The organism is Aminipila luticellarii (assembly GCF_004103735.1).
GTDB classification, from domain to species: Bacteria; Bacillota; Clostridia; order Peptostreptococcales; family Anaerovoracaceae; genus Aminipila; species Aminipila luticellarii.
Map to the genome: position 1 here is coordinate 1,377,151 of NZ_CP035281.1, position 17,268 is coordinate 1,394,418.

Consider the following 17,268-nt stretch of genomic DNA (forward strand, 5'->3'; position numbering starts at 1 on the left):
CTATCTTATTTTTTTAATTCCTCAATAATCTTATCGATCGCAACGACCCGCTGCTCCGACGTAGCCATGGTCTTAATGGACAGCATTCCCTCTTGAAGCTCATTATCCCCGATTACGACCGTATATTTGGCATGAATTCTATCCGCATATTTAAATTGTCCCTTAAAATTTCGAGCCAGCAGATCCATTTCAGCTTTAATTCCCTCCTGCCTGATTTTTCGAAGAAGGGAAAGGCCGTATTCTTTAGCGGGTTCCCCCATTACGGCAATAAATACATCGACAGATTCCGGCTCCGGAATCATGATTTCATTGGCTTCCATGGTAAGGAGCAGCCTTTCGATGCCAAGACCGAAACCGACACCGGGTGTCGCTGGTCCGCCCAGCTGCTCGATTAGATGATCGTAACGGCCTCCGCCGCACACAGTTCCCTGTGCTCCGATTTTATTGGATACGAACTCAAAAGCAGTCTTCGTATAGTAATCAAGTCCCCTGACGATGCCGGGATCCACGATGAAGTCAATGCCCATAGCCGTCAGATCCTTTTGCAGCGTCTTAAAAGCTTCCTTGCAATCATCACATAAATAATCCAGCATGACAGGCGCTCCCTTTACAAGCTCCTGACAGGTTTCTGACTTGCAATCCAGTATTCTCATAGGATTTCTGTCATAACGTCCCTTACAGGTATCGCAAAGCTGATCATATTTAGGTTTTAGAAATTCTCTTAAAGCCGTCCTGTGCTTTTCTCTGCATTTTGGGCAGCCGATACTGTTAATTCGCAGTTCCAAATCCCTGATTCCAAGGGAACTTAAAAAATCAGAAGCAAGACAAATGACTTCTGCATCTGCCATCATGTTGTCTGTTCCGAAAACTTCAATACCTAACTGGTGGAATTCTCTAAGCCTTCCGGATTGTGGCTTTTCATATCTAAAACAGGGAATGTCATAATACATTTTAGTCGGCTGAACCTCAGCAAAGAGTTTGTGTTCCACAAAAGCTCTTACAACAGGGGATGTACCCTCAGGCTTTAGCGTAATGCTTCTCTTTGCATAATCTTCAAAGCTATACATCTGTTTTTCTACGATATCCGTAGTATCCCCAACACCTCTTTTAAATAATTCAGTATGCTCAAAAATAGGAGTTCTTATTTCTTTAAATCCATATCTCTGACATATATCGGCAAAGGCTTTTTCAACAAAATGCCATTTGTACACCTGATTCGGCAAAATATCTTTTGTGCCCTTTGGCGCATTGGTCAACATTCAAATTACCTCCTAAATAAATTGTCATCTTTTCTCCGAAGCATTTCCTCTAATCTCGATATGTATATTTCAAAATTTGATACATTCGGAACCCGTTCCAACCGGTTTTCCGTCGGATAATATACTTTTGATATTCCGCCGGCACCCAGTGCAACGATGGTCTGATGTTCTTCCATGATTCGTATATTATAAATGCCTTCGCAGCCCGGTCTGGCATAACCCACATTCTCCAGACTGCCGGCCATATGTTTCTGTCTGTAAAGATAATACGGCTTGTAATTCTGTTTATAGAGCTTGTCCTTGGACAGGGCAAGCATGTCCTTCACATTAAGAGCCTGCTTATAATGAAACTCTTTATCCAAATCTATTAATCTGGAAGCTCTTTTTACAGCTAAGGTATGTACTGTAATATTTTCTGCTCCCAGTCCAATCATAGTATCCACCGTATTTTCAAAGTCCTGAAGTGTTTCTTCCGGAAGTCCGGCGATAATATCCGTATTAATAATGGGAATTCCCGCATTTCTTGCCATTTCAAAAGCGTTTATAAAGTCACTGCTGCTGTGGGAACGTCCGATCAGCTCTAAGGTTTTATCTTTCATTGTCTGAGGATTGATGCTGATACGGCCTACTCCATTTTCTTTTAACACGTGAAGCTTTTCCGGAGTGATTGTATCCGGCCGGCCTGCTTCTACGGTAAATTCTTTGACCCTCGTCCAGTCATAAGCTTTTCTTATCTCGCCTAATAAGGCATTAAGCTGCTCCGCCGTAAGAGTTGTAGGAGTACCCCCTCCTATGTATACTGATTCCGGATACATGCCAGTTCTTTTCATTTTTTCGCCGGTATACCGGATTTCTTTGTGTAAGGCATCCAGATATTCTTGAATTTTATCAGGCTTTGACTGGTTTGACGTGAACGAGCAATATAAGCATCTGGTCGGGCAGAAAGGAATGCCTATATAAAGTCCGACCTCATTGGGCACTGGTGTGTCCAAAATTTCCCGTTGAATGCGGTATGTATTGCATATCAAGGAAATCTTTTCATCATTAAAAAGGTAAAAATTTTTAAGAGTGTCTAGGACCTTATCCATAGAACCCAGCTTATTCAACAGTTCACCCACAAGCTTTACCGGCCTTACCCCGGTGTGTATCCCCCATTCGGGGCTCTTTCCGGTCAGCTCGGATAAGGTTCGGTACAAGGCTTGTTTCAGTGCATTTTTTTCTGTTTCATCAAATTCCAGCAGTCGTTCTGCTTTTTCGCTTTCATCTGCAACATCTTTCTTGTCAGAATCACAAAGCAAAATATAATCTTCCGGCCTGAGAAAAACTTTAATCAGTTCATCATATTCGTATTTATTTGTTATCCCGTTTAATATTATTTTATACAAATGGATTGCTCCTCTTTTCCAGTCCGATATTGGTGGATCCCATATGACCCGGATAAACAACCGTGTCATCGGGAAGAGTGAACAATTTCGTATGAATGGAATTCTTCAGTTGAGGGAAAGAGCCCCCCGGAAAATCTGTTCGGCCGATAGACTGCTGAAATAACGTGTCTCCGCTGAACAGTACATTGCCCACTAAAATGCACATACCTCCGGGAGTATGCCCCGGTGTGTGAAGAAAGGTAAGGGTCATGCCGCCAATTTCCAGCGTATCCTTATCCTCTACCCATAAATCTGCTTTTAACTCGATTTTTCTCCCGCAGCAATCCTCCGACATATTAAATGCAGAATCTGCAAGAAGATCTTTTTCGTGAATACACGCCACCAGCTCTGCACCCGGAAATAAAGACAGGTATTCTTTTACTCCCCCAATATGATCACCATGTCCGTGAGTCAGGATGACGTATTGAACGTCACAGCCATCCTTTTTTATCAGGTCTGCCATCCTCGGACTAAATCCGCCGGGGTCTACGATAAATCCTTTATTTGTGTTTTCATCCCGTACATAATATGTGTTTGCTCCTAATGCACCACTGGGAATACAATTAATCTGCATATACTCTCCACCTTTTAAAATAACTTTTTACTATCCAGTAATATGGTTACAGGCCCGTCGTTGTTGATTCTCACAAGCATGTCTGCCTGAAAGACTCCCTCTCCTGTAAAAATTCCTTTTTCTTTTATCTGGCGAACAAATTCGTCATAAAGTTCTTTTGCTTTTTCCGGTCTTGCGGCTTTTATAAAGCTGGGTCGTTTCCCTTTTCTGGCATCCCCCAGCAAAGTAAACTGAGAAACCGCAAGCACCTGACCTCCCACATCCATTAGAGAAAGGTTCATTTTTTCATGTTCATCCTCAAAAATACGTAAACCGGAAACCTTGTCTGCAATATAGCGAACATCGGCGATGTCATCTGCTTCCTCCACGCCTAACAATACCACAAATCCTTTTTTTATAGAACCTGTGATCTCTCCGTCCACCGTTACATCAGCATCCGTTACTCTTTGCACAACTGCTCTCATGCCGCCTCCCAACGCAATAGTTTATATAATATTTTTATAGTAAACAAAATTAGGTAACTGCTCTGTATACATCCGCCACACCCGGTACGCTCCGTAAGGAACGTAAGACCTTTTCCATTTGATTTGTATTTGAAATAGAAAGAGTCATGGTGATATTAATGATCTGATCCTTTGCACTCTTGGCATTTACACCTGTAATGTGAACATCCATGTCCTCACAGACTCTCGATAAATCTGAAAAGAGCCCTTTTCGATCCTCGGAAAGAATACAGATATCTGCATTGTAGGACTGGCTGGCCTCATTGGCATCCCATTCCACTTCAATCAGTCTGTTTCGCTCCATTTCCGGCATCTTCAACACATTAACGCAGTCCCTCCTATGTACCGAAATCCCGCGGCCTTTTGTGATAAAGCCGACAATTTCATCTCCCGGTACAGGATTGCAGCATTTTGAAAAACGGATCAGGAGATTATCGACGCCTTTTACGGAAACGCCGGTCTGGTTCTTTTCTTTATGCGTTTTTTTCTTCTTTTCATTTACCGTAATATTGCTAATGTCATTTTCATTTTTTTTCAGCTCTTCCTGTTTTTCCTCATGGAAATAGCCGATCAGATTGATGGCTGCTCTTCCCAAAAAGGCACCGCCGTAGCTGAGCTGTGTGAACAGATCATCGTGGGAGGTAAGATTAAAGCTCTTTATCAGCCGGTTGATATAAGAATTTTTCATGACCTGAACCGGATCATATCCTTTTTTCTTCAAATATCTTTCTAAAAGCTCTTTGCCTTTTTCTATGCTGTCCGATTTATTTTCTTTCTTTAAAAAGCTTCGGATTTTATTTCTTGCGTGGCTGCTCTTTGCAATTTTAAGCCAGTCTGCACTTGGCCCTTTGGAGTTTGAAGACGTAACGATTTCAACAATATTACCGTTCTCAAGCCGGTGATCGATGGGAACCATCTTGCCGTTTACCTTAGCACCAACGCATTTATACCCTACGGCAGAATGGATTTTGAAAGCAAAATCCAGTGGTGTGGAGCCTGCCGGCAATTCGATTACGTCGCCTGCAGGAGTAAATACAAATACCTGACTGGCAAATAAGTCTACCTTCAAGGTCTCCATGAACTCTTTCGGATCGTTCATTTCTTTCTGCCATTCCAGGGTCTGCCGCAGCCAGGCCAGTTTTACTTCTTCCCCGTTCATCTGCTTGGAAGAAATTCCTTCTTTATATTTCCAATGAGCTGCAATACCCAGCTCTGCCACCCGGTGCATATCATAGGTCCGTATTTGGATTTCAAAGGGATCGCCATTATCGCCTATCACCGTCGTATGCAGGGATTGATACATGTTTGGCTTGGGCATGGCAATATAGTCCTTGAACCGTCCCGGTATGGGTTTCCACATGGTATGGACCACACCGAGGACGGCATAACAATCCTTTATGGTATCCACTATAATTCGAACAGCGGTCAAATCAAATATCTCATCGATTTGTTTGTGCTGATATTTCATTTTTTTATAAATGCTGTAGAAATGTTTCGACCTTCCGGTAATATCATAGTGGATTTTAAGATCGTCCAGGCTTTTTCTGATTTCCTCAATGACCTGATTGATGACCTCTTCTCGTTCTTCTTTTTTCGCTTTTACGGCATCCACCAGTTCATAATAGGCATCCTTGTCAAGACATTTAAGTGCAATGTCTTCCAGCTCAAATTTCATGGCATAGATACCGAGCCTGCTGGCCAGCGGCGCATAGATCTCTAAAGTTTCCTTGCATTTATCGATGATTTTACTCTCGTTCATATAGTTAATGGTTCGGAGATTATGAAGTCTGTCCGCTAATTTGATAATCAGAACCCGGATATCTTTAGACATGGCCAGAAACATCTTTCTGAGGTTTTCAGCCTGTCTTTCTTCCTTGCTTTCAAAAACAATAGAACTCAGTTTGGTTACTCCGTCTACCAACAGCAGGACTTCTTCACCAAACTCTTCTTTTAGTTCTTCTTTTGTGTATGGAGTATCCTCAACGACATCATGAAGCAGACCTGCAACAATCGTATTTTCATCCATACCAAGCTCAGCCAATATTTTTGCGACTGCAACCGGATGAATCAAATACGGTTCTCCAGATTTTCTTAGTTGCCCTTCATGCATTTCTTCTGCTTTTTTATAAGCCTTGCTTATCAACTCTACATCGTAATGAGGGTTAATAGCTAAAAGGTCGTTTAAAAATTGTTCCATACTTAACATATAACCTTCCTATTAATATGATTTTTTTGATTTCTTTCCCTTATATTTACTGCCGTCCGAACCCTTAGCTAATTCATAGTAAATTGGACTGCACATGAAAATAGAGGAAAGTGTTCCCACTATAACACCTATGAACAGCGGCAGCATGAATTCTCTGATGGAATTTGAAGCCAGAATGAACATTGGAATCAAAACGATCAATACAGTAGACGATGTCATAATAGAACGTCCCAGCGTCTCATTAATACTGTAGTCGATCAGTTCTTCCAACTGTTTTTTCTTCATTATACCCAAATTTTCCCGGATTCTATCAAATATTACAATCGTATCATTGGTGGAATATCCTAAGACCGTCAGAACACCCGCGATGAACGGATTGTTTATGGTCACGTGGAACATGCCGTATAAGGCAATAACCGTAAGGACATCGTGCAGTACACCTGCGATAGCGGCAACACCAAATTTCCATTCAAATCTGAAATTAATATAAATCAACATGGCGATACAGGAAATAACCACTGCTTTCACTGCATTAGCGCGAAGATCCTTGCCCACAGAAGGCCCGAACTGTTCCACGGATACCACATTCTTTTCTGTAATGCCAAAGTCCTTATTGAACTGTGTGATTACTTTATTTCGGTCGGCATTGTCCAGTGAAGCTGTTGTCTTGATGATGATCTCCGAATTGTTCGCACCGGAATAAATCAGCTCAGATGCGTCAATTCCAACAGTCTTTAGAGAACTCTCCACCTTAGAAAGGTCGACCTGTTTTTCCATATTGAATTGCATCATGGTACCGCCTGTGAAGTCAATACCGTAGTTATATCCTCGGATGCCGCCTACAATAAGACCGGATAGGATAATACATGCAGCAACAATATAGTATATTTTTCTGTGTTTAATAAAGTGAAATTGTTTTTTGATATAGTGCTTTGGTGTATTATCTTCATTCATGCCATAGTACTTTTTAGCACTCCAACGTTTTGATTCACTGGTCAGTGTTAAGAACAGCTGCGTTACGAGAGTAGCTGTGAACAAGCTGGCAATGATACCAAGAAGCAGGGTAATGGCAAAGCCTTTAACCGGACCTGTACCAAGCTGGTACAGCACGATAGACGCAATGATCGTCGTACAGTGCGAATCGATAATCGTATTTAAGGCTCGTCTGAATCCGGAATGTACCGCTACTCTTACAGTTTTTCCGGTTGCAATTTCTTCTCGGATTCTGGTGAAAATAATAACGTTTGCATCAACCGCCATACCGACTGAAATAATGAAACCTCCGATACCCGGCAGGGTCAGAACCGTACCCATCAGACCCATTGCCCAAAGAACAAGGATTACATATAAAAGTAAAGCGATATCTGCTGCAACACCCATAATTCCATAAAATGCAAGCATAATAAATAAAATCAAGAAAATAGCAATAATACCTGCGATAACACTTTCTTCAAAAGCGTTATAACCGATCGTTGCAGATTGTGTGGACGTGTTCACCTCTTCCAATGCCACCGGAAGAGATCCTCCTCTGATCAATGCGGAAAGGTTTGTTGCTTCGTCCTGAGGGAAACCGCCGGTTCCTCCCGTAATGATAGCCTGTCCGTTCTGAATGACCGAGTTTACAACCGGGGCAGAAATGATCTGATTGTCCAAAACGATGGCAATAGCTCTTGCGTTCACGCCTTCCATCTGAGGTTGTACCGCTCCGGACATGGCTTTCTGTGTGGCCTGTGCAAAGGCTTCCGTACCGGCCTTATTAAATTCTAAAGAAACAGCGTATCCGCCGTTTTCCTTGTCCGTTGTGATACCGGCATCCTTGACCATGCTTCCGTCAAGCACTTTGGTTCCGTCTGCTAAAAAGAATTGCAGCTGAGCCGTTCTGCCGATCTGCTTAATCGCTTCATCGGCATCATCCGCTCCCGGCAGTTCAACTCGAATTCTCTTCTGACCTTCAATGGTTACAATCGGTTCAGACAGCCCCATCTGGTTTACTCGCTGCTCAATAACTGCCTGCGTTTGTTCCATTAATTTTCTCAAGTTATCACCGGTGGCGTCTGTCTTTGCTTCCATTACTACATAAACACCGCCCTCGATGTCAAGTCCCAGCTTTATTTTATCTTTAATGGCCGGAACAGGTCCGGCACCCCATATAGTTATTGCCCATCCCAGCACAATAATAATAATTGTAAAGACTGCTAAAGCTTTTTTCATTTGTGCACTCATTTTAATTTTCCCCTCTATTTTGTAAATTTGTACCGTACAGGCTGCACGGCCGCATGAAAAGTACTTCATACCATTTTACTACTTTTTGTGTATTTCTACAAGCATAATCCTACTTGAAAGTCGCTATTTTTTCGCATTTACACCAATTATACCGCCGATACCTCCAAGGGCTACCGGAAATAAATACGGTGCATGAAAACTGTTCAGAGATAAATCCTGAAAGTACGTGCAGTTTATGCCGAATACAATTAGAAACACAAACACAGCCGACAGCCCTACCGCGGATAAAAGTCCTCTTTTTCCGATGAGCCTTCCCGAGAATATACCCAGAAACAAGGTCGCAGCACACATGGCTGCCATCAGATACTGCATGGAAAACTGTTCAGGCACGGATGTAAATTTAATCAAACATGTGACAAGAATCGTTAAAACAAAAAATATAATAAAGGCGATTAAGTAGCCCTTCAATAATTTATAAATATAGTTCATATTCTTCCCTCCTACTATATACAAATTTACGCAGAGATTTATATAAGTATATTGATTTTTAAGGAGAATCAGAACTAAACCTTTTATGCAATTAAAAAGATATTTCTGATTGTATAAAAAAAAACCCTGCAAGATTTGCAGGGTAAGTAAACTTTTTTATTTTTCTTCAGCTTCTTGTTCAGCCGGTACATTTTCTGTAATCACTTTTTCTTCCTCAACAGGAACTGGTTTTTCTTCTTCAGCAACCGTCTTCTTCAATTTCTTCGGCAGTGACTTTTTAGAAGCCTCCTGACTTTCCTCAACAGGCTTTGCCTTCTTTGAAGAAGCTTTTGAATCACTATTACTGCTTATGACTTTGGAAACGGACCATTTCATCATTTCAAATTTAAGCTTTTCGGCTCCGACTTGGATAACAATGGTCTCCTCTTTGACTTTAACCACTTTTCCGCAAAGGCCGCCGATCGTGATAATCTCATCACCTGCTTTGATACCGTTTCTCATCTCGTTAATGGCTTTTTCTTTCTTCTTTTGCGGTCGGATTAGTAAAAAGTACATGATTACAATTAAAAGAACCAACGGCAATAAATTTTGGTATAAAGATCCCATTTCGTACATCCTCCTTGGTAATATCTCGAATCAAAAATCGATTTGACTTGTTCCATAAAAATGGTGCCGGCGATGGGGGTCGAACCCATACGGTGTTGCCACCACGGGATTTTGAGTCCCGCACGTCTGCCAATTCCATCACGCCGGCGCATTATTATTAATATATCATAATCTTTGTCTGATTTCAAGTACAAATATATTTATTTATACTATTAAATGGTGCGCCCGACCAGACTCGAACTGGTACGATTGCTCACACGCCCCTCAAACGTGCGCGTCTGCCATTCCGCCACGGGCGCAAACCACAAATCACGAAGATTATAATAGCATAGTTACGAAAGAAAGTAAAGAGAATGTTATTGATTTTCAGAATTATTATTCTCTGCTGAATCTACGACTTTAGGTGTTTCTGTCACAGGATATCTGCAATACCAATTTTCACAATCTTCATAGAAATTATTGAACATATATCGGTTGCTATTTCCGCTCAAGCTTTGTGCCGTCAATGCTCCGTAGGTTTTATACACGATACAGTAATATGGCACTTCATCTATTAAGATGGCTTTCAGAGACTTCATATCTTCTATTTTCTGTTCCGGTGTTATTCCGGATTTCATTTTATCCAGAAGTCTGTCTGCTTTTTTATTGGAATATCCGATGAGGTTATTGTAATTGGAATGTAAAAGAGTTCTCAAATCATAGGTCTCATTGATTTTCATTCCGCCTACAAATAAATCATAATCCTTTGCATGCAGTTTATTATTAAAATCCTCTTGATCCGCGGCATAAATGATCCGGCTTGAAACAGATAATTTATCCATCGAGGTCTTAATAGCTTCTGCCACTGTTTTTCTGCTTAAATCCCCGCCGTTCACCAAAATATTTACCGTAAGCTCCTTTTCATTTTCATCTTCCAGATATCCGTTTTCATCCCGATCCGCATACTTTGCCTCGGCCAGCAGCTTTGCCGCCTTCTTTAAGTCATACTTATACGGATCACCGGTATTTTTAATGCCCAAATACCCCGGGAAATATATCGTGTCACAGGCAACGCCATTTTTATAATAAGCGCTTTCGTTTAAGGCCTTTATATCCACCGCATAGGCGATGGCCTTTCTGACCTTCTTGTCGGCCATGGATTCTCTTGAAAAATTAAACCCAATGACCTCCGCTTCATTTGAAACAAAGTTTTGACAAGAAACCTTTTTATCTGCAATCAGCGTATCTCTGGAAAGCTCCTGCAGACAGCCCATGGAAAGATTGCTGACCTCTAGCAGAGGAAGCACGTCATCCTTTTCCGGCAAGACAGTAAAGGATAAAGTATTCTTCGGTTCGGTACCATCATAATACTCGTTTGGAATCAAATCCAGCTGGGAAATGTCGTTATAGCTTTTAACCGCATAGGGTCCGGAACCTATTGGCACAAAATCGGTCGAAACCACTTTGGAAGCCTGATATTTTCCGAAGTTTTTTTCGGAGACAATAGGAAACACAAAGTTTTCCATGGAAACATCACTTTTATTTTTAAAGTACACGACCACGGAATACCGATCCGATTTTCCTGCGGAGACCGATTTAATATTAGAAACATAGCTGCCGTAAATGGTATTGTTAGAAGCTGCCGCCGCTATATAATTGTCGATGGAGTATTTTACATCCTCACCCGTTACATTCGTTCCGTTGCTGAAATACGAGTCGGGTCTTATACGAATGGTTACAGACTCTTTATCGGACGCATATTCATAGCTTTCCGCCAGTTGATTGGTCAGAGATAAGTGATCATCCAAAGAAAACAGGCTCTCAAAAAGCAGCTTGCTGATCTGATACGTATCAGAATCTTTTGAAGTGACCGGATTTAAGGTCCTGACCTTTTCCATAGGCAGCTTAACCGTCTGAGATTCCGTGTAGACCACCTTTTCTTCATTTGATTTATTTAATAAGTGATATACCTGACCATGCTGGCTATAGACGATTATTCCGATTAAAAGAACGCACGTCAACCCTATAATTAACACTTTTTTGATCATTTTTTTATTTTCCCCGTTTAATTTTTCAATAATTTATCAATTTGCTCATATAAAGCCTTCTGTGTGGTAGAGTTGTTTAAAATATGATTGGCTCTCTGATACTGCTCCTGCCTGTTCATTTGATTTTCTATCCGTGCCAGTACAGCCTCTCTCGTCGAATCATCCCTTTTTATCACCCGCTCTACCCTGACTTCATCCGCTGCATCCACCACCCAAATTTCATTGGATTCTTTATCTAATCCGGCTTCAAAAAGCAGGGGTGCATCAATAAAAATTATTTCTTTGCCGCTCTTTTCATAGGTTTGGATTTTTTCCAGAATCACCCGGACAATTTCTTGCAGCATGATTTGATCCAGCTTGGCTTTTTCTTCTTTATGGGTAAACGCGAGCTCTGCTAATCTGCTTCGGTTTAAACTGCCGTCACCGTTCAAAATGCTGCTGCCAAAACTTCCCACCAACTTTTTTAGCACTGTTGAATCCGGTTTTACAATCTGCCTTGCTATTTCATCCGCATCAATAATCGAATAGCCCTTTTGTGATAAATATCTTGAAACAGTGGATTTTCCGCTTCCAATACCGCCCGTTAGCCCTATTATTTTCATCACCGTACACCTTTTCTATTTTAGATTATACCAGTTATGCCCCTGATTCAATTCCACGGCCAGCTTTATTTTCAGATCCATGGCCTGCTCCATGCAGTCTCTCAAGAGAACTTTGATTTCCTCCTGTTCTTCCTCTGCCGTTTCAAGAATCAATTCGTCATGCACCTGTAAAATTAATCTGGATTTTACCTTTCGTTTATTCAGCTCCCGATACACATGTATCATTGCCAGCTTGATAATATCCGCAGCACTTCCCTGAATAGGCGTATTCATAGCCAGCCTTTCCCCTAATTGCCGAACCATATAATTACTCGCGTTGATTTCATGAATGGTTCTTTTTCTGCCCATAATAGTCGTCGCATAGCCTTTTTCTCGGCAAAATTGAATCTGTTCGTCCATAAAGAGCTTTACATTTGTATTGGTCTTAAAGTATTCGTCAATATATCTTTCAGCTTCTTTTCGCGTAATGTGCAGCTCTTCTGAAAGTCCAAAGCCGCTCATGCCATATATAACGCCAAAGTTTACCGCCTTGGCATTGCTTCGCTGGAGTGCCGTGACATCCTCCTCCGGTACTTTAAAAACTCTGGCGGCGGTAATTCTGTGAATATCGTCTCCGTGATTAAAGGCGTCGATCAAATGCTGCTCTTCCGACATATGAGCCAGAACCCTAAGCTCGATTTGAGAATAATCCGCACCGACTAAGGTAAAATGATCTTCTGATATAAATGCTTTTCTGAGCTTTCTTCCAAGCTCCTGTTTAATCGGAATATTTTGAAGGTTTGGTTCGGTACAGCTTATTCTTCCTGTAGCTGTTACTGTCTGTTGGAAATGGGCATGAATTCTTCCATCCTCATGAACCAAAGGAAGCAGACCGTCAATGTACGTTCCCTTTAGCTTGGACAGAGTCCTGTATTCCAGGATACATGGAATAATATCGTGTTCGTCTTTTATTTTCTCCAAAATTTCTGCACTGGTCGAATAACCCCGTTTGGTTTTCTTTCCCGCAGGCAGCCCCATTTTTTCAAATAAAATCGTTCCAAGCTGTACCGGCGAATTAATATTGAATTCTTCTCCGGCATATTCATAAATTTTATGGGTAAGCACCTCCAGCTGCTCTGAGATAGATTTTCCAGCTGTTATCAGTTCTTCCTTATCCAGCTTAAATCCATAACATTCCATAGAAGCCATCGGTTCAATCAATGGAAGCTCTACCTTGTAGTATACGTTCTCTAACTCTTCCCGCTTCAGCATGGCTTCCTGAATAAACCGCATTTCTTCAAGAGTTTCAGCCCATTTTGCAGTATATTCCAAATAGCTTTGGCTTGCATCTGTGAAAAGATTTAATTGGCCGTTGGCCGCCATAAATTCTTCTTCATTTTCAATCTCTGTATGAAGCAATTCAAAAGCTACGGTCTTTAATTCATAATTGCTTTTGGATGGATCCAAAACATATTGTGCTATGGCACAATCGAAAATAGTGTTAAAGAAATATCCCTGCTCAGCCACATTTTTTATAAGATTTTCATGAATCAGGGCTGTTAAGAGCACATAGTAGTCGTTTATTAAATAATACCCATATATTTTTAATCTTTTTTCTACTGCTTGAGCGGCAAAAGACTGGAGTATTTTATTATTTTCATCACATTTTATAAAAGCAGTCTTTTCTGTTGACATAATTCCAATTCCGTAAACAGTTGGCGCAGATTTATGGTTTTTATCCGAATATACTTTTAGGGCAACCTCTTCCTGAGACTTTAATTCTGCAAAAAACTGTTCTAATTCCTGCAAGGAAGAAATTTTGACCTGTTTTCTCTCTTTCCTCTCAAATTTCTTATCCTCTCCATTCAATTCAGCCAGTTTTTCGTTGGCTGCTTTAAGGTCGGTTGCTTTTAATCGCTTTAAGAAACTGTTGAACTCCAGTTTCACATACAGCTCCACCAGCTTTTCATAATCCGGTTCTTCCATCCGATACTCTGAGAAATCCATATCGATGGGTACATGGGTATTGATCGTTGCCAGCCTCTTGCTCATAACAGCCAGCTGTGCATTTTCTTCAATTCTTTCTTTAAGCTTCCCTTTCGGCATCTTTTCCACCTGGTTCAGAAGATTCTCTACAGAACCATATTCCAAAATCAGTTTTTGAGCCGTTTTTTCACCCACACCGGGGATTCCCGGAATATTGTCCGACTGATCGCCCATCAAACCTTTACAATCAATAAATTGTGTGGGAGTAAAGCCGTATTTATCCATAAAAGCGTTCTGGTCATAGAGTTCAAACTCTGATATGCCCTTTCGGGTGATTAAAACATTTGTCCTGTCCGTAGCAAGCTGCAGCGCATCCTTATCGCCGGTGATGATCAAAGGCTCCAGATCTTCCTCTTCTGCCGTTCTCGCAATCGTTCCAATCAAATCGTCCGCTTCATAGCCTTCCAGTTCGACCATTTTAATGTTCATGGCACTCAGTACTTCCTTTAAAAGCGGGAGCTGCATGGCCAGCTCAGGGGGCATTTTTTTTCTTCCTGCTTTATAGTCCTCATACTCCAGATGTCTGAAAGTAGGCGCCTTTTTATCAAAGGTCACGACCATATAAGCCGGTTCGTAATCGTTTTCTATTTTTGTGAGCATATTAAGAAAACCGTACACTCCTTGAGTATACAGTCCGTCTTTCGTCATCATAGGCCTCTGCATGGCATAATATGCCCTATTTATTAAACTGTTCCCATCTATAATTATGATTCTTTTTTCCATAACCTACCATCCTGGCCGCAATATACGGCGTTTTCTTTTATTTCTTGTCCATCCGAATTCGTCGTGATAATGGTGATCTCAATGATCCACATGCTTCCTTCTTCATTCTGAGTACAAGAATTCACTTCGTAGCGGCTTTCAGCCAAAACTTGATGAAGCTGCTCTAAATAACCGTTCAGTTCTTTATCCTCTGCCTGTAAGGTTATCGATTTAAACAGTTGAGGATTTTCTGCCGTATTTTGGCCTTCATCCGCCTGGCTTTCTATTGGATCCCTTTGTACAGGAACATTCTCTTTTTGAGCCTCTCCTGCTTTCTCAGTATTCAAGTCCGTCCGGTCCGCTTTAGCTGCCTGTTCTGTTTGAGAAGCTGCTACTGCTTTCTTTTCAACTGCTGAGTCGTGATTGCCTGTAGCCTTTTCAGAGGGGATGTACGCCTTATTTAACGAATCACTGGCGTTTTGTGCCTTTTTATCCGAAACCTCAGCAGTATCTTTGGACTCCCCCTTCTGCTGGACATCCTTCTCCGCTTGATTGCTATAGGATACATCTTGTTTATTAAAGTCATCTAAATTATTATTATACAATATAACCGAGAATAAACCAACCAGAAAAACTGCTGCCAGAGAATAGATTCTTTTCCAATGTATTTTTTTCCTGCCATCCGCATGAGGCATTTTAGAAGCTCTGATCTGCCTCCCCTCAGCAGCCAGTGCTTCGTGAAGTCTTTGGTTGAACCGTTCAGGGACAGGGACATCCTTTAGACTTGATAAATCAGCCATCATATGCTGCAATTCTTCTGCGGTTTGTTTACAATGCGGACATTTTTCTATATGCTCCCGCATTTCTTCCATTTTTTCCTCATCTAGTTCGTGATCTATAAATGCAGATAATAAGTCTTCTGCTTCCGGACAAGTCATATGATATCTCCTTCCCTTAAAATTATTTTCTTTATTTTAGACACCATCGAAATGATTTTTGTTCCATGCATCCTTTTACCTTATGTAATATTCTCCTTCAAAATCACGAATCCCGGATTTTCAGATTGTTCAAATAGATTTCTTTTAAGTTTTTTCTGGCTCTCGATATACGAGACTTGACCGTTCCTATGGAGCATTCCAGTATCTCTGAAATTTGTTCATAGGAAAGTCCCGTTATATCCCTTAAAATAATTATTTTTTTGTGTTCTTCCGGTATTTTGTCAAGACACGTTAGGATATATGCACTCTCTTCCCTGTTCAGCATCATTTCCTCCGGCGGAGGTGCGCCATCCGGAATATCCAGCTCTGCTCCTGCCGGATGATCTTCCGATTCCATGGATACTTCCCTGTATTTCTTTTTCTTTTTCCTTAAGAAGTCATAACAGGCATTGACAACAATCCGATATACCCAGGTCTCAAACTTGCTTTCTTCATTAAAGTTTTTTAAATGCCGGAATATTTTTATGAAGCTTTCCTGTAATACATCCATGGCATCATTCTCATCCTTGACATACCGCAATGCGATATTATAAGCCTTTCCTTTGCACGACAAAAGGAGGGTCTCAAAGCTACCCTCGTCTCCTTCTTTCGCCCGTTTGATTAATGCTCGTTCTTCTTCCGAAATCATGGTGTCATGCTCTTTTCAATCTGTGCGTTTTATGATAAAATACAAAGTTAATATACTATTTGTTCTTTAAACAGTTCGTATTTAAACAACCTGTTAAAGACAAATATATTTTATTATAACAAAATTCATGTATATAACACAAGGAGATTATCAATATGTACGATTATCATACCCATTCTTCTTTCTCGGATGACTGCGTCATACCCGCCGAAGATATGATTCAGGCCGCCATACAAAAAGGAGTAAAGGAGTTAGCCATAACAGATCATTACGACCCGGACTATCCGGACCCCCAGTACCCTTTCGTTATCGATTTTAACAAATATCATGACACTTTATTGAAAGTAGAAAAAACATATAAAAATCAAATTAAGATTATTAAAGGACTGGAAATAGGCATTCAGCACGGTGAGACTTTAGAAAAATGTAAGACGGCCGCAAAAGCGTTTCCCTATGACTTTCTCATCGGCTCTTTCCACTGTACGGATCACAAAGACCTGTATACAGGATATTTTACGGAAGGAGTGGATATTCCCAAGGCCTTTGAACGCTATTATGAATACGCGTATGAATGTTTAAAAAGTTATACTGATTTTGATGTAATGGGACACATCAACGTAGTCGACCGATATGTTCCTTTTGATCAAATTCCAAAATATAAACCGTATATGGATATGATCCATGATATTTTAAAAAGGCTTATCGAAAATGGAAAAGGAATTGAATTTAATTCTTCCTGTTACAGATATCTTAAAAATGGACGAACCACCCCTACTTTGGAAATCCTGTCTCTATACAGGAAGCTGGGCGGAGAAATTATCACTTTTGGATCGGATTCACATGATCCCGCCTGTATTGCCGATCATTATAATGAGGTCATGGAGCTCCTTAAATCCATTGGATTTCATTATATTTCAACTTTTGAGAATAGAGAGGTTCATTTTGTCCGTATCTGAGATTAAAATTTGAAATATTTGGTATGATATACAGTATTCAAGCTTA

At 40.8% G+C, this 17,268-nt stretch carries 14 protein-coding genes and 2 tRNA genes; 1 reads left to right on the top strand and 15 read right to left on the bottom strand.

What is annotated here, in order from left to right; genetic code table 11:
* Positions 1-5 precede the first annotated feature (5 nt).
* From hisS to EQM06_RS06380, 15 genes are all read right to left on the bottom strand, one after another.
* Entirely contained in the window at positions 6-1,259 is a 1,254-nt protein-coding gene (gene hisS / locus EQM06_RS06310; RefSeq protein WP_128745528.1) for a histidine--tRNA ligase, read from the bottom strand.
* Positions 1,260-1,264: 5 nt separating this feature from the next.
* Positions 1,265-2,644 (bottom strand): coproporphyrinogen dehydrogenase HemZ, encoded by a 1,380-nt coding sequence (hemZ, locus tag EQM06_RS06315; protein ID WP_164914371.1) that lies wholly within the window; start codon positions 2,642-2,644, stop codon positions 1,265-1,267.
* On the bottom strand, positions 2,637-3,257 hold the full coding sequence (locus EQM06_RS06320) for an MBL fold metallo-hydrolase (protein ID WP_128745530.1): 621 nt from the start codon (positions 3,255-3,257) through the stop codon (positions 2,637-2,639). Before EQM06_RS06320 ends, hemZ begins: the two co-directional genes overlap by 8 nt.
* A 14-nt stretch (positions 3,258-3,271) precedes the next feature.
* Complete coding sequence (gene dtd / locus EQM06_RS06325) at positions 3,272-3,721, bottom strand: D-aminoacyl-tRNA deacylase (RefSeq protein WP_128745531.1); 450 nt, start codon at positions 3,719-3,721, stop codon at positions 3,272-3,274.
* A gap of 49 nt (positions 3,722-3,770) precedes the next feature.
* Positions 3,771-5,966, bottom strand: a complete 2,196-nt coding sequence (locus tag EQM06_RS06330) for a RelA/SpoT family protein (RefSeq protein WP_128745532.1) — start codon at positions 5,964-5,966, stop codon at positions 3,771-3,773.
* A 12-nt stretch (positions 5,967-5,978) separates the two neighbouring features.
* A complete protein-coding gene (gene secD, locus EQM06_RS06335) occupies positions 5,979-8,189 on the bottom strand; it encodes a protein translocase subunit SecD (RefSeq protein ID WP_128745533.1) in 2,211 nt (736 codons plus the stop codon).
* Between the two features lie 123 nt (positions 8,190-8,312).
* Positions 8,313-8,678, bottom strand: a complete 366-nt coding sequence (locus EQM06_RS06340) for a TIGR04086 family membrane protein (RefSeq protein ID WP_128745534.1) — start codon at positions 8,676-8,678, stop codon at positions 8,313-8,315.
* A 156-nt stretch (positions 8,679-8,834) separates the two neighbouring features.
* Positions 8,835-9,284 carry a preprotein translocase subunit YajC gene (gene yajC, locus EQM06_RS06345; protein WP_128745535.1) on the bottom strand — a complete coding sequence of 150 codons (450 nt, stop codon included), beginning with the start codon at positions 9,282-9,284 and terminating at the stop codon, positions 8,835-8,837.
* A gap of 61 nt (positions 9,285-9,345) precedes the next feature.
* Positions 9,346-9,432, bottom strand: a tRNA-Leu gene (locus EQM06_RS06350).
* Positions 9,433-9,501: 69 nt separating this feature from the next.
* A tRNA-Leu gene (locus EQM06_RS06355) sits at positions 9,502-9,583 on the bottom strand.
* Between the two features lie 57 nt (positions 9,584-9,640).
* Positions 9,641-11,311 (bottom strand): ABC transporter substrate-binding protein, encoded by a 1,671-nt coding sequence (locus tag EQM06_RS06360; protein ID WP_128745536.1) that lies wholly within the window; start codon positions 11,309-11,311, stop codon positions 9,641-9,643.
* Positions 11,312-11,328: 17 nt separating this feature from the next.
* Complete coding sequence (gene coaE, locus EQM06_RS06365) at positions 11,329-11,913, bottom strand: dephospho-CoA kinase (RefSeq protein ID WP_230975045.1); 585 nt, start codon at positions 11,911-11,913, stop codon at positions 11,329-11,331.
* A 15-nt stretch (positions 11,914-11,928) separates the two neighbouring features.
* Positions 11,929-14,661 carry a DNA polymerase I gene (gene polA / locus EQM06_RS06370; protein WP_128745538.1) on the bottom strand — a complete coding sequence of 911 codons (2,733 nt, stop codon included), beginning with the start codon at positions 14,659-14,661 and terminating at the stop codon, positions 11,929-11,931.
* A complete protein-coding gene (locus EQM06_RS06375) occupies positions 14,643-15,578 on the bottom strand; it encodes an anti-sigma factor family protein (RefSeq protein ID WP_128745539.1) in 936 nt (311 codons plus the stop codon). The genes polA and EQM06_RS06375 overlap by 19 nt, the downstream gene beginning before the upstream one ends.
* 103 nt (positions 15,579-15,681) lie before the next feature.
* Positions 15,682-16,266 (bottom strand): RNA polymerase sigma factor, encoded by a 585-nt coding sequence (locus EQM06_RS06380; RefSeq protein ID WP_128745540.1) that lies wholly within the window; start codon positions 16,264-16,266, stop codon positions 15,682-15,684.
* Positions 16,267-16,421: 155 nt separating this feature from the next.
* On the opposite strand from EQM06_RS06380, the gene EQM06_RS06385 reads away from it, so the two are divergent.
* Positions 16,422-17,222: a histidinol-phosphatase HisJ family protein gene (locus EQM06_RS06385; RefSeq protein WP_128745541.1), complete on the top strand. Its 801-nt coding sequence runs from the start codon at positions 16,422-16,424 to the stop codon at positions 17,220-17,222.
* The last annotated feature ends 46 nt before the right edge of the window (positions 17,223-17,268 follow it).